13 protein-coding genes are annotated in these 12312 nt (G+C 65.6%); 8 read left to right on the forward strand and 5 right to left on the reverse strand.

All coding sequences use genetic code 11. The features are described 5' to 3' along the window. The 5 genes from JZZ72_RS18235 (at window position 1) to JZZ72_RS18255 (ending at window position 4954) form a co-directional block, all read left to right on the forward strand. The gene (locus tag JZZ72_RS18235) at window positions 1-501 is read left to right on the forward strand and encodes a sigma-70 family RNA polymerase sigma factor (RefSeq protein ID WP_054914873.1); all 501 of its coding nucleotides are present in this window, start codon (window positions 1-3) and stop codon (window positions 499-501) included. Then, window positions 498-1427, forward strand: coding sequence for a FecR domain-containing protein (locus JZZ72_RS18240; RefSeq protein WP_058540849.1), 930 nt, complete (start codon window positions 498-500; stop codon window positions 1425-1427). Before JZZ72_RS18235 ends, JZZ72_RS18240 begins: the two co-directional genes overlap by 4 nt. Window positions 1428-1516: 89 nt before the next feature. Further along, a complete protein-coding gene (gene fecA / locus JZZ72_RS18245) occupies window positions 1517-3847 on the forward strand; it encodes a TonB-dependent Fe(3+) dicitrate receptor FecA (protein WP_210014845.1) in 2331 nt (776 codons plus the stop codon). 248 nt (window positions 3848-4095) lie between these two features. Beyond that, window positions 4096-4509 carry an HPF/RaiA family ribosome-associated protein gene (locus JZZ72_RS18250; RefSeq protein ID WP_043860410.1) on the forward strand — a complete coding sequence of 138 codons (414 nt, stop codon included), beginning with the start codon at window positions 4096-4098 and terminating at the stop codon, window positions 4507-4509. 136 nt (window positions 4510-4645) lie between these two features. Beyond that, on the forward strand, window positions 4646-4954 hold the full coding sequence (locus JZZ72_RS18255; RefSeq protein ID WP_054914876.1) for a DUF3509 domain-containing protein: 309 nt from the start codon (window positions 4646-4648) through the stop codon (window positions 4952-4954). A gap of 7 nt (window positions 4955-4961) precedes the next feature. On the opposite strand, the gene JZZ72_RS18260 is transcribed toward JZZ72_RS18255, so the two are convergent. After that, complete coding sequence (locus JZZ72_RS18260; RefSeq protein WP_043860412.1) at window positions 4962-5432, reverse strand: phosphate-starvation-inducible protein PsiE; 471 nt, start codon at window positions 5430-5432, stop codon at window positions 4962-4964. Between the two features lie 255 nt (window positions 5433-5687). On the opposite strand from JZZ72_RS18260, the gene JZZ72_RS18265 reads away from it, so the two are divergent. Then, window positions 5688-5951 (forward strand): YebG family protein, encoded by a 264-nt coding sequence (locus JZZ72_RS18265; protein ID WP_043860413.1) that lies wholly within the window; start codon window positions 5688-5690, stop codon window positions 5949-5951. 3 nt (window positions 5952-5954) lie between these two features. Here the strand turns inward: JZZ72_RS18265 and JZZ72_RS18270 are convergent, their stop codons facing one another. Then, window positions 5955-6977, reverse strand: a complete 1023-nt coding sequence (locus JZZ72_RS18270; RefSeq protein WP_054914877.1) for a Leu/Phe/Val dehydrogenase — start codon at window positions 6975-6977, stop codon at window positions 5955-5957. Between the two features lie 116 nt (window positions 6978-7093). Between JZZ72_RS18270 and JZZ72_RS18275 the strand changes: the two genes are divergently transcribed. Continuing rightward, window positions 7094-7900, forward strand: coding sequence for a SirB1 family protein (locus JZZ72_RS18275; RefSeq protein ID WP_043860415.1), 807 nt, complete (start codon window positions 7094-7096; stop codon window positions 7898-7900). Window positions 7901-7977: 77 nt separating this feature from the next. On the opposite strand, the gene maiA is transcribed toward JZZ72_RS18275, so the two are convergent. Genes maiA through hmgA form a run of 3 tightly spaced genes read right to left on the reverse strand, consistent with a single transcriptional unit; the run spans window position 7978 to window position 11213 of the window. After that, complete coding sequence (gene maiA / locus JZZ72_RS18280; RefSeq protein ID WP_058540845.1) at window positions 7978-8604, reverse strand: maleylacetoacetate isomerase; 627 nt, start codon at window positions 8602-8604, stop codon at window positions 7978-7980. Between the two features lie 12 nt (window positions 8605-8616). Continuing rightward, window positions 8617-9909, reverse strand: coding sequence for a fumarylacetoacetase (gene fahA, locus JZZ72_RS18285; protein ID WP_043860417.1), 1293 nt, complete (start codon window positions 9907-9909; stop codon window positions 8617-8619). A gap of 2 nt (window positions 9910-9911) precedes the next feature. Continuing rightward, window positions 9912-11213: a homogentisate 1,2-dioxygenase gene (hmgA, locus tag JZZ72_RS18290; protein ID WP_043860418.1), complete on the reverse strand. Its 1302-nt coding sequence runs from the start codon at window positions 11211-11213 to the stop codon at window positions 9912-9914. 118 nt (window positions 11214-11331) lie between these two features. On the opposite strand from hmgA, the gene JZZ72_RS18295 reads away from it, so the two are divergent. After that, window positions 11332-12111 carry an IclR family transcriptional regulator gene (locus tag JZZ72_RS18295; protein ID WP_043860419.1) on the forward strand — a complete coding sequence of 260 codons (780 nt, stop codon included), beginning with the start codon at window positions 11332-11334 and terminating at the stop codon, window positions 12109-12111. Window positions 12112-12312: the final 201 nt, after the last annotated feature.

Genomic DNA, 12312 nt, shown 5'->3' on the forward strand with positions numbered 1-12312 from the left:
GTGCCCAGTGCCCAGCCCGCCCCTGCTTCGCTCGAAGGCCTCTACAGCGCCCATCACAACTGGCTCACCGGCTGGCTGCGACAGCGCCTGGGCTGCCCGCACAGCGCCGCCGACCTGGCCCAGGACACCTTCATGCGCCTGCTGCAGGCGCGCGAAACACCAACGCTCAACGAACCTCGCGCCTTCCTCACCACGGTGGCCAAGCGCGTGCTGTTCAACCACTACCGCCGCCAGGACCTGGAACGCGCCTACTACCAGGCACTGGCCCAGCTACCCGAAGCGGTGGCGCCTTGCGAAGAACATCGCGCGATCATTCTGGAAACCCTGATCGAACTCGACCGGCTGCTCGACGGCCTCCCCGTGGTGGTCAAGCGCGCCTTCCTGATGGCTCAGGTCGACGGCCTGGGCTACGCCGACATCGCCCGGCAGCTGGGCATTTCGCTGGCCACCGTGAAGCGCCATCTGAACAAGGCGGCCATGCGCTGCTACTTCGCCCTGTGAACGCCCAGGAATTCTCGCCAAAGGTGGCAGAACAGGCGGTGCACTGGCTGATCGAACTGCAGGGCGGTGCCCTCGACAGCCGCCAGCAACTGGCCATGGAGCGCTGGCTGCAGGCCAGCGAAGAACACCGTCGCGCCTGGGAGCACATACAGCGGGTCAATCAGCGCCTGCGCGGGCTGTCTTCGCCACTGGCGCACGCCGCCCTGCAGGCGCCACGCTCGGCCAGCCGGCGGCGCGCGCTCAAGGCGCTGTTGCTGCTCGGGGTGGGCGGCGCCTGCGGGCTGGCCCTGCAGCAGCACAACCCGCTGCCGCCCCTGCTGGCCGACTACCGCAGCCCGCTGGGCCAGCGCCGCCAGATGCGCCTGGACGACGGCACGCACCTGCACCTGAACACCGCCAGCGCCGCCGACGTACGCCTGGACCGCGAACAGCGGCTGATCCACCTGCTCGAAGGCGAACTGCTGCTCAATGTGGCCGACGACCCCCGCCCCCTGCGCGTGGTGACCGGCAACGGCCTGCTGCAGCTGTCGAGCGGACGCTTCAACGTGCGCCAGTGGGCCGACCACAGCCAGGTGGCGGTGCTGCAGGGCCGGGCGATGCTTGCCGGGCATGCGCTGGAAGCCGGGCAGCAGGCGCGTTTCGACGGGCCACGCTGGGGCGCCACCCATGCGGTGGATGCCAACACCGGCGCCTGGGTCGACGGCATGCTGGTGGCTGCGCATACGCGCCTGGGGGACTTCATCGACGACCTGGCCCGCTACCGTCGCGGCCAGCTCACGTGCGATCCGGCGGTGGCCGACCTGCTGCTGTCGGGCAGCTACCCGCTGGCCGACAGCGAACGCATCCTGGACCTGCTGGAGGTGTCGCTGCCGGTGCGCGTGCGGCGCTTCACCCGCTACTGGGTCACGGTAGAAGCCCGCGCCTGAGATTATTTTCAGAACCTTGAGCCGTTTTTTCATCTCGCGTGACAGAGAAGGCAGAACCCTTTGCCCCGACCTTCTCAAGGACCCTTTGCATGCCGCTTCGCCTAAGCCCCCTCGCCCATGCCCTGCTGCTGGGCGCCAGCCTCACCTTCGGCGCCGTTGCGCCCCTGCACGCCGCCCAGGCACGCACCTACCACATCGCCCCGATGTCGCTGGAAGACGCCCTGAACCAGTTCGGGCGTGAAAGCGGCGTGTTGATCTCGTTCGGCTCGCAGGTGACCCAGGGCGTGAAAAGCCGTGGCCTGGAAGGCGAGTATTCCACTGCACAGGGCCTGTCCGCGCTGCTTGAAGGCACCGGCCTGCAGGCCCGCGCCGAAGGCGACAACGCCTACAGCCTGCAACCGCTGGCCCCGGCCGCCGGCGCGCCGCTGGAGCTGGGCAGCTCCAGCGTGGTCGGCGACTGGCTGGGTGAAGCCACCCAGGACAACGTGTTCGAACACCCCGGCGCACGGGACGTGATCCGCCGTGAAGAGTTCGAACGCACCGGCGCCAGCAGCGCACGGGAAGTGCTCAACCGCATACCCGGGGTGAATGCGCCGGAAAACAACGGCACCGGCAGCCACGACATGGCGCTGAACTTCGGCATCCGCGGGCTCAACCCGCGCCTGGCCTCGCGCTCCACAGTGCTGATGGACGGCATTCCGGTGCCGTTTGCGCCCTATGGCCAGCCACAGCTGTCGTTCGCGCCGATCAGCCTGGGCAACATGGACGCGGTGGACGTGGTGCGTGGCGGCGGCGCCGTGCGCTACGGGCCGCAGAACGTGGGCGGCATCGTCAACTTCGTGACCCGCGCGATCCCTGACGAACCCACGCTGAAGGCCAGCCTGCAGACCCAGACCAGCCCCTCCTCCAGCCACGACGGTTTCAAGAGCAGCGCCAACCTGCTGGCCGGCGGCACCGCCGACAACGGCCTGGGCGGCGCGATCCTGTATTCGGGCACCCGCGGTGGCGACTGGCGCGAGCACAGCGACACGCAGATCGACGACCTGATCCTCAAGGGCAAGCTGCAACTGGACGAGGCCAACAGCCTGCATGCCATGGCGCAGTACTACGAGGGCGAGGCGCAGATGCCCGGCGGCCTCAACGTGGTCGACTACGACGCCGACCCGTACCAGTCGACCCGCCTGCAGGACAAGTTCTGGGGCCGGCGCACGATGTTCAACGCCGGTTACGACTACAAGGAAGGTGAGCGCCAGTTCAGCGTCAACAGCTTCTTCACCAAGACCCTGCGCAGTGGCTACCTGGTGCAGAACAGGTCGATCTCGCTGTCGCCGCGCGAGTACTGGGTGCGCGGCATCGAAACCCGTTTCACCCAGGGCTTTGCGCTGGGCGACAGCCACCACGAGGTGGGCCTTGGCTACCGCTACATCAACGAGGCCGGGCACGAGCTGCGCTACATGGAGAGCGTCAGCGCCGGCCAGTTGCCGACCACCTCCAGCCCCAACGACCGCGACACCCGTGGCGGCACCGATGCCCATGCGCTGTTTCTGGATGACCGCATCGACATCGGCCAGTGGACCATCACCCCGGGTATCCGCTACGAGATGATCAAGTCGCAGCAGAGCAACAAGCTCAAGGGCCTGGAATACAAGGGCGACTACAACACCGCGTTGCCGGCGCTGAACGTGATGTACCACCTGAGCGACAGCTGGAACCTCTACGCCAACACCGAGGGTTCGTTCGGCAGCGTGCAGTACAGCCAGATGCCCAACCGCGTGAACCAGGGTGAAGTGAAGCCCGAGAAGGCCCGCACCTGGGAGCTGGGCACGCGCTACGACAACGGCAACCTGCAGGCCGAGGCCGGGCTGTTCCTGATCAATTTCGACAACCAGTACGAAAGCAACCAGACCACCGACGACGTGATCGCCCGTGGTGAAACCCGCCACCAGGGCCTGGAAACAAGCGTGAAGTACGCCCTGGACGGCCTCACGCCGGCGCTGGCCGGGTTCGATGTGTACGCCAGCTATGCCTTCGTTGACGCGACCATCCGCGAAGATGGGCCGAACAAGGGCAATCGTGTGCCGTTCTCCTCCAGGCACAAGGGCACGCTGGGGCTGGGTTACACCGACGGGCCGTGGAAGCTGAACCTGGACAGCACCTACCAGAGCAGCCAGTTCGCCGACAACGCCAACACCTCGGCCCAAAGCGCAGACGGCGCGGCCGGGCGCATCCCGGGCTACATGCTGTTCAGCAGCCGCGCCGGCTATGACTTCGGGCCGCAGCTGTCGAACCTGAACGTGGCGGTGGGGGTGAAGAACATCTTCAACCACCAGTACTTCACGCGCTCGTTCGACGACAACAACAAGGGCAAGTATGTGGGTGAGCCACGGACGGTCTATCTGCAGACATCGGTCGCATTCTGATCGGTAGCGCCTGCTTCGCCGGCAAGGCCGGCTCCTACAGGAGCGCACCTTGCCGGGGGGCCGCGCATTGACTCAGGACACCCCCAGACAACCTTTCACCTGTTTAATTGCCACAAAATATTTTTCTTCTTCAAGCACTTGAAAAGTTCTGCCAACTGCCTGACCTTGTAGTCAAGAGGCGATGATTTCCACAGGCCGCAATGGCCCGCATCGTTCTCTTGCGAGCTAGCTGAATAAGGGATTGAACTATGCAAATCCAAGTCAACAGCGACAACCATATCCAAAGCAGTGCCCGTCTCGAAGAGTGGGTACGCACTACGGTAGAAAGCACGCTCGAACGCTACGAAGAAGACCTCACCCGCATCGAAGTCCACCTGCGCGATGAGAACGGCGACAAGCCAGGCCCCCACGACATGCGCTGCCAGATGGAGGCACGCCCCAAAGGCCATCAACCGATTTCCGTCAGCCACAAGGCCGATAGCCTGGAGCAGGCCATCGAAGGCGCCGCGACCAAACTCGAGCATTCCCTCGAGCACCTGTTCGGCAAACTGCGCGGCAAACGTGGCGTGACCCAGAAGGTCGCAACCGCCCCGGCAGCCGATGCCCTGCTGCAGGAAGAATTCCTGGAGAACGAGCAAGCCCTGCAGGCCCGTCAGGCCTGACAGCCAAGGCAATGAAAGAAGGCGAGCCACGGCTCGCCTTTTTTATTGACCACTCGGCACCTGCCTCGCAACGCCACCTGAACCAACCTGGCCAGGGCCCGGTCAATCAGAACATGTCTTTGCCAGGTACAGCCCCATGGTCAACCCCTTCCAACAGATCAACGCTGCATTTGCCGACACCTACCGGGTCAACCTGAGTATCGAGCGGCTCGATGGCAGCATCATGCTGACCCTGTCCGACGATCAGGGCGTGGTGGCCAAGCGCCTGATCAGCCCGGCCCAGCGCAATGACCCCAAGCGCCTGGCGCGCCTGATCGAGAGCGTGCGCTTTGGTATTGCCATCGAGCAGGGCCACAGCGCCATGGAGATTCTGGCCAGCATGACCCGCGACGGTGCACGCACCCCGGGCCTGCGCGCCGCCAGCGAGCGCCGCGCGGGGGCGTGAGCCAAGGCTACTTGGCCTCTTCGATTTCCTTGCCGCTGGCGTCGATGGCCTTGGTGGAGGGGTAGCGCGACGAGGCGTAGCGCACCACCAGGATCGAGAACGACAGCAGCAGGATCCCGCCGCACACATACAGCAGGCCCACGTCGGGGGCCTTGTGGTGCGACACATCGCCGATCAGCAGGCGCGTAAGCGCGGTGATCGCCACGTACAGCAGGAAGCGGATGGGCATGTGGTTGGTCTTGAAGTAGATCCCCACCATCGCCCCCAGCTCCAGGTAGATGAACAGCAGCAGGATGTCATCGACGCTCACCCCACCCTTGCCGATCATCTCGATGAATGCCGACACCGCCGCATAGGCGGTGATGGCACCGATGCCGAACAGTGCCAGGTAATGAAAGGCCTCCACGCACAGGTTGCCCAGCGAATCCGCCGAGCCATGCAGGCCCTTGCGCACTTTTTCAGCCCATTTGATGTTCACGATGCGAATTCCTTGGAAACGACGAAGGGAGGATGCGCCACCCAGGTGACGCTTTGCCTGCATGCAGTAAAAAGGCCAGCGGCACAGCTTGAGAAGGCGACCGATTGCCGCAAGACACCCGCCACCCCACCATTGCGAGCAAATTGAGCTATAAAAATGCCACTACCCAAACGTGGTGGTTTGCCTTATGCTTTTACCTGTATAAAAACACAGTACTCGTACACATCAATTATCGAAAGGCATGTGAGGTGATGAATGGCCGTCGAAGTGGTATACCGCAGCAGCCGCGATCTGGAGCGCTTGTTCATGGATAAAGCTGAAGCAGACCGTCACGACAAGATGCTCGAGCTGGCCGAACTGCTCGCCGAGGTGCTGCAGAAGGCCGTGCCGTCGCTGAGCGAACAGCAGGTCGAGGAAGCGGGTATCTACATGGCGAAGAACCGCGATGTGTTCGCCAAGGCCTTCAAGAGCCAGCCCGACGCGTTGTCCGAGCTGCTTGCCGAGCAGCCCGCCGAGTAGGCATCAGGCGTTGTACACCAGCTTCTCGGCCAGTTGCTGGGCCACGCGGGCCGGCGAACTCTTCTCGGCCTGGGCGTGGGCGAAGACCTCGGTCAGCCGCGTGGGGATGCGCGCCAGGTGCGCGGTGATGGTGCCAAGGTCCTGGCCCTGGTGGGTCAGCGCCACGTAGATCAGCCCGCCGGAATTGATGATGTAGTCCGGGGCATACAGAATGCCGCGGGTTTCGAGCTGGTCGGCGACCTGAAGGTGGGTCAGCTGGTTGTTCGCCGAGCCGGCCACCGCGGCACAGCGCAGCTGCATGACGCTCTGGCTGTTGAGCACCGGGCCCAGCCCGCACGGCGCGAAGATGTCGCAAGGCGTGCTGACCAGCGCTTCGCTGGCCACCGGCAGCGCATTCAACTGCTCCATGGCCAGTTGCACCCGCCCCGGGTCATGGTCGCTGACCAGCAGTACCGCCCCCGCCGCATGCAACTGCTCGGCCAGGGCAAACCCGACATTCCCCAACCCCTGCACAGCCACGCGCAACCCTTCCAGGTTGTCGGTGCCCAGGCGCGCCATCGCCGTGGCGCGGATGCCGGCGAACACGCCCATGGCCGAATGCGGCGAAGGGTCGCCGGCGGTGGTGGTACTGGTGACGTGCCGGGTGCTCTGGGCGATGCAGTCCATGTCCAGGGTCGAGGTGCCGCTATCGGTCGCGGTGATGTAGCGCCCCTCCAGGCTGTCGACGAAGCGCCCGAAGGCCTCGAACAGCGCGGCGCGGTTTTCCACATGGGGGTTGCGGATGATCACCGCCTTGCCACCGCCCAGCGGCAGGCCCGCCAGGGCAGCCTTGTAGCTCATGCCCTGGGCCAGGCGAATGGCATCGGTCATTGCGGTGTCGTCGTCCGGGTAAGGCAGATAGCGACAACCGCCCATGGCCGGGCCCAGCCGCTGGTTGTGAATGGCGATCACCGCCTTGAGGCCCGTGGCCGGGTCGACGCACAGGTGCAGTGAGTGGGTGCGCGTGCTTTGCATGAGAGCGAACATTGCCCAGCCCTCGTGAGTCAGTGCTCCCACCAGTATAGGCGGCGCGAAGGCACACGTTGCGGCACTGGACGAACGCCCCTGCCGGCGCTACAACAGAAGCTTGAGCGGAGACTGCCATGACCCCACGCCAAGCCTGCCTGGCCTGCCTGGAACGCAACCCCGCCGCCCTGTTCGAGGCGGCGCTGTGGATCGCTGCCGAACACGATGCCAGCGTGCAGCCGGCCCAGGTGCTGGGCGAGTTGCAGCTCGTGCAGCAGCAGGTCAGCCAGAGCCTGCCCATGCTGCCGGTGAGCGAACTGGCGCAGCCGTTGCTGCGGGCGCTCAGCGCGGCGGGCTTCCAGCAGGACGAATACCACCCATTGCGCCCGCAGGCGGCGCTGCTGAACAAGGTGCTGCAACGTCGTCGCGGGCAACCGCTGGCACTGGCGATCCTCACGCTGGAGCTGGCCCGCGGGCTGTCGATACCACTGGAGGGGGTGAATTTTCCGGGGCATTTCCTGTTGCGCGTGCCGGGGGCCGATCACCTGCTGGACCCCTGCGGCGGGCGCCGGTTGTACCCGGCCGATTGTCGCGAGTTGCTCAGCCGCCAGTTCGGCCCGCAGTTGCCGTTGAGCGCCGAGCATCTGGTGACGGCCAGCGCACAGCAGATGCTGCAACGACTGTCGCGCAACCTGCGTCAGTTGCATGCGAGCAATGATGATGACCTGGCGGCGTTGAAGGATGCCGAGCGGGTGTTGTTGCTGGGCTCGGCCAGCGCCAGCGATTACCTGGCGCGGGCGACCCTGTATCAGCGGCTGGATTGCCCGCAGGCAGAGCGGTTTGACCTGGAGCATGCGCTGATGCTGACGGATGACCCGATCCAGCGGTTGCGCCTGACCGAGCGGCTGAGCCACCTGCCGCCGCCGACGCCTTCGGTGCACTGAAAGCTTCGCCGGCCAGGCCGGCTCCTACACGGGCCGCGCAGCGCCTGCAGGAGCGGGCCTGGCCGGCGAATGGGCCATCAGGGGGTATCCGGCTGACGCGAAGGATGCGCCTGCACGAACGCATCATGCTCACCGGCCAGCGCCACCACCCGGCGAATCCGTGGCCAGCCCGACAGGTCCACATTGAACCGTTCGGCCGCATACACCTGCGGGATCAGGTACACATCCGCCAGCCCCGGCTCATCGCCGAAACAGAACCCCGCCTCGCCGATCATCTGCTCCACCGCCGCCAGCCCCTGGGTGATCCAGTGGCCGATCCAGGCGTTCACCTGGGTGTCGTCATGCCCCAGCTCGCGCAGCTGGTTGAGCACGCTGACATTGTGCAGCGGGTGGATGTCGCAACCGATCAGCGCCGCCACGGCGCGCGCCTGCGCCCGCGCCACCGGCGACTGCGGCAACAGCGCAGGCTGTGGATAAACCTCCTCCAGGTACTCGATGATCGCCGGCGACTGCACCAGCAGCTCGCCCGAGTCGATACGCAGCGCCGGGATGCGCCCCTGGGGGTTCAGCCCCAGGAACTCGGCCTCGCGCTGCGCGCCCTTGAGCAGGTTGACCGGCAGCGACTGGTAATCCAGCTGCTTGAGCGCCAGCGCAATGCGCACGCGGTACGACGAGGTAGAACGGTAGTAGGTATACAGCTCCATGCTCGTACCCTCTCAATGTGCCGGCAGAATCTTGCCGCGGCACTCGCCAAAACCGATCGAGGCCACGCCATCACGCTTGCAGCGCGCGCGCAGGATGATCTCGTCGCCGTCTTCGAGGAACCTGCGCACCTCGCCACTGGCCAGTTCGATCGGCACCTTGCCGCCCTCGGTAATCTCCAGCAGGCTGCCGAACTGGCCAGGCTTGGCGCCCGACAGGGTGCCCGAACCGAACAGGTCGCCTGGCTGCAACTGGCAGCCGTTGACACTGTGGTGCGCAACCATCTGCGCCACGGTCCAGTACATGCTCAGGGTGTTGCTCAGGGTCAGGCGATGCGCCGGCAGGTTCTGCTCGCGCATGCGCTCGGTCAGCAGCAGCACTTCCAGCTCGATGTCGAACGCGCCACCCGCCTGGTCACGCGGGTCGAGCAGGTACGCCAGCGGCTGCGGATCGCCTTCGGGGCGTGCCGGCTGGGCGCAGCGGAACGGCTCCAGCGCCTCGGCGGTGACCACCCAGGGCGACACGGTGGAGATGAAGCTCTTGGACAGGAACGGGCCCAGCGGCTGGTATTCCCAGGCCTGGATGTCGCGGGCCGACCAGTCGTTGAGCAGGCAGTAGCCGGCCACGTGTTCGCCTGCCTGCGCTACCGGGATGGCATCGCCCATGGCATTGCCCTGGCCGATCCAGATGCCCAGCTCCAGTTCGTAGTCCAGCCGCGCGCACGGGCCGAAGCTCGGCTCGGTTTGCCCGGCGGGCAGGGTCTGGCCGTTGGGCCGACGGACATCGGTACCCGACGGGCGAATGGTCGAGGCACGGCCGTGGTAGCCGATCGGCACATACTTGTAGTTGGGCAGCAGCGGGTTGTCGGGGCGGAACAGCTTGCCGACGTTCTTGGCGTGCTCGATGCCTACATAGAAGTCGGTGTAGTCGCCGATGCGCGCCGGCAGGTGCAGTTGGCACTCGGCGGCCGGGTACAGGGCCGGCTTCAGCGCAGCCTGGTGCGGGCTGTCGGCACCCAGCAGTTCGAGCAGGCGCTCGCGCAGGGCCACGCGGGCCTCACGGCCCAGGGCGAAATAGGCGTTCAGCGCACCACCACGGGTGGCCTGCACCGCATTGCGGGCCTGGCCGTCGAACAGCCCGGCGGCCAGCACCGCGTCGAGGTCCAGAATCGCGTCACCGATGGCCACACCGCAGCGACGCTCGTCGCTGCCACGGCTGAAGATACCCAGCGGCAGGTTCTGCAGCGGGAAATCGCTATGCCCGTTGGCGTGCTCGACCCAACTGCGGGCAATGGCGGACTGGTTCATGGTTATCTCCGATTCGGGGTGAAGGTGCTCGGCAAGGTGGCCCAGCACGTGTCGTAGTCGGCCTGCAGTTGCGGGCATTCAAGCGCATGGCGGGTCGGGCGCAGCACCTGGCTGGTCTCGAACATGAACGCCATGGTGTTGTCGATCTTGCTCGGCGCAAGGTCGGCGGCAATCGCCCTGGCGCAGGTTTCGGCGTCCGGGCCGTGGGCGCTCATGCAGCTGTGCAGCGAGGCGCCGCCGGGCAGGAAGCCTTCGGCCTTGGCGTCGTACTCGCCCTTGATCAACCCCATGAACTCGTTCATCAGGTTGCGGTGGAACCACGGTGGACGGAAGGTGTTCTCGGCCACCATCCAGCGCGGCGGGAAAATCACGAAATCGATGTTGGCCATGCCCGGTACGCTGGTAGGCGAAGTGAGCACGGTGAAGATCGACGGGTCGGGATGGTCGAAGCTGACCGTGCCGATGGTGTTGAAGCGGCGCAGGTCGTATTTGTACGGCACGTTGTTGCCGTGCCAGGCCACCACGTCCAGCGGCGAGTGCTGCAGTTCGCAGCCCCACAGCTCGCCGAGGAACTTCTGTACCAGCGGCACCGGGCCCTGCTGCTCTTCGTAGTGGGCCACCGGCGCGAGGAAGTCGCGCGGGTTGGCCAGGCCGTTGCTGCCCAGCGGGCCCAGGTCCGGAATGCGCAGCGGCGCGCCGTGGTTTTCGGCAATGTAGCCACGCGCCTGACTGTCGAGCAGCTCGACGCGAAACTTCAGGCCACGGGGCAGCACGGCGATTTCCAGCGGCTCCACGTCCAGCACGCCCAGCTCGGTGACGAGGCGCAGGCGACCCTGCTCGGGTACCAGCAGCAGTTCGCCATCGGCGTTGAAGAACACCCGCTCCATGGAACGGTTGGCGCGGTAGTTGTAGATGCTGATGCCGGCCGGCTTTTGCGCCGCCGAGTTGGCCGCCATGGCGACCCAGCCGTCGATGAAGTCGGTGGGCTCGGCCGGGATGTCCAGCGGGCTCCAGCGCAGCCGGTTGGGGGTTACCGGGCCCAGCGGGCCGCCGCTCAACTGGCGCTCGAGGCGTTCGAATGCCGGGTGCAGTGCCGATGGCCGGATACGGTACAGCCAGGTACGCCGCTGCTCGCTGCGCGCCATGGTGAACGCGGTGCCGGAAAACAGCTCGGCATACAGGCCATACGGGGCTTTTTGCGGGGAGTTCTGGCCAACCGGCAGGGCGCCGGGCAATGCCTCGCTGGCAAATTCGTTGCCGAAGCCGCTCTGGTAAGCGAGGGCGGGAGTGGAATCGACGTTCATCGAGCCTCCAGTCAGGTAGCGTTATTATTATCGTAAACTGATTACGCATAACGTAATTTGATACCTGTAACCCGTCAAGCTATAAAGACGCCCACCTGTCAACACGGACCCCTTTCCCATGAGCAAAACCAGCACCGCCGACAGCAACGGCAAACAGAAGGTCCGCTCGGCGGAGGTCGGTACCGACATTCTCAAGGCGCTGGCCCAGCTGTCGCCGGCCACCTCGCTGTCGCGCCTGGCCGAGCATGTGCAGATGCCCGCGAGCAAGGTGCATCGCTACCTGCAGGCCCTGATCGCCAGCGGCTTTGCCGAGCAGAACCCGGCCACCAACCACTACGGGCTGGGCCGTGAAGCCCTGCGCGTGGGCCTGGCCGCGCTGGGCGGGATGGACGTGCTCAAAGTGGCGGCCATGCCGTTGTCACAGCTGCGTGACGCGCTCAATGAAAGCTGCTTTATCGCGGTGTGGGGCAACCAGGGCGCAACGGTGGTGAACATCGAACCTGCGGTGCGCGCCGTGACGGTGGTGACGCAGATCGGCTCGGTGCTGCCGTTGCTCAGTTCGTCCACCGGGCTGGTGTTCGGGGCCTACCTGCCCCAGCGCGAGACCATCGAGTTGCGCGACCAGGAACTGCTTGCCCTGGGCCAGGACGCCGCAGACTACGAAGCGCTGTTTGCGCAGATCCGCGCACGCGGCCTGCACCATGTGCATGGCCTGCTGATGCCGGGGGTGGATGCGCTGTCGGCACCGGTGTTCAACGCCATGGGCAACATCGCTGCCGTGCTGACCGTGGTGGGCCCTACCTCGATTTTCCATGCCGATGAACAGGGCCCGGCGGCGCAGCAGCTGCAGGCGGCGGCGCAGGCAATCAGCTGGCGCATGGGCTATGAGCCACAGTGACCTGTTTTGGTGCACTGTTACCCACTTTGCAACAGTGAATGTCCGAAACGTCTATTTTTTTCGGTAGGGGGGCTGGCTATGCTGGCCGGGCTTGCAGCGAAACGCGGTTTCGCCAGGCGCTGGGCCGATGGTTTGGCGGTTAATGTCAGGTTAATCCTCTCCCCCTAGAGTAACCACCTGACACGTTGAACCCTCCCCCTT

The organism is Pseudomonas palmensis (assembly GCF_017848315.1).
Taxonomy (GTDB): domain Bacteria; phylum Pseudomonadota; class Gammaproteobacteria; order Pseudomonadales; family Pseudomonadaceae; genus Aquipseudomonas; species Aquipseudomonas palmensis.